Consider the following 245-nt stretch of genomic DNA (forward strand, 5'->3'; position numbering starts at 1 on the left):
CTTACCACCTGTTCGACCCGGCGCAGACCTACCCGCCAGTGTTGTTCACCACCTCGACCCGTGATGACCGTGTACACCCGGCCCACGCCCGCAAGCTGGCGGCCAGGATGATCGCGGCCAACCAGGACGTCACCTATTACGAGAACATCGAAGGCGGCCATGGGGGGGCGGCGGATAACGCGCAGAGTGCGTACATGAAAGCGTTGGTCTACCGCTTTTTGTGGGAGCGGTTGAGCGTCGGCGGG

General features: G+C 63.7%; 1 protein-coding gene. It reads left to right on the forward strand.

Annotated features, from left to right (window positions below; translation table 11 throughout):
* On the forward strand, positions 1-245 hold a 245-nt coding region (locus KZZ04_RS20440; protein ID WP_219424069.1), incomplete at both ends, for a prolyl oligopeptidase family serine peptidase.

Origin of the sequence: Pseudoalteromonas sp. CR1, assembly GCF_019392235.1 — a bacterium.
GTDB lineage: Bacteria > Pseudomonadota > Gammaproteobacteria > Enterobacterales > Alteromonadaceae > Pseudoalteromonas.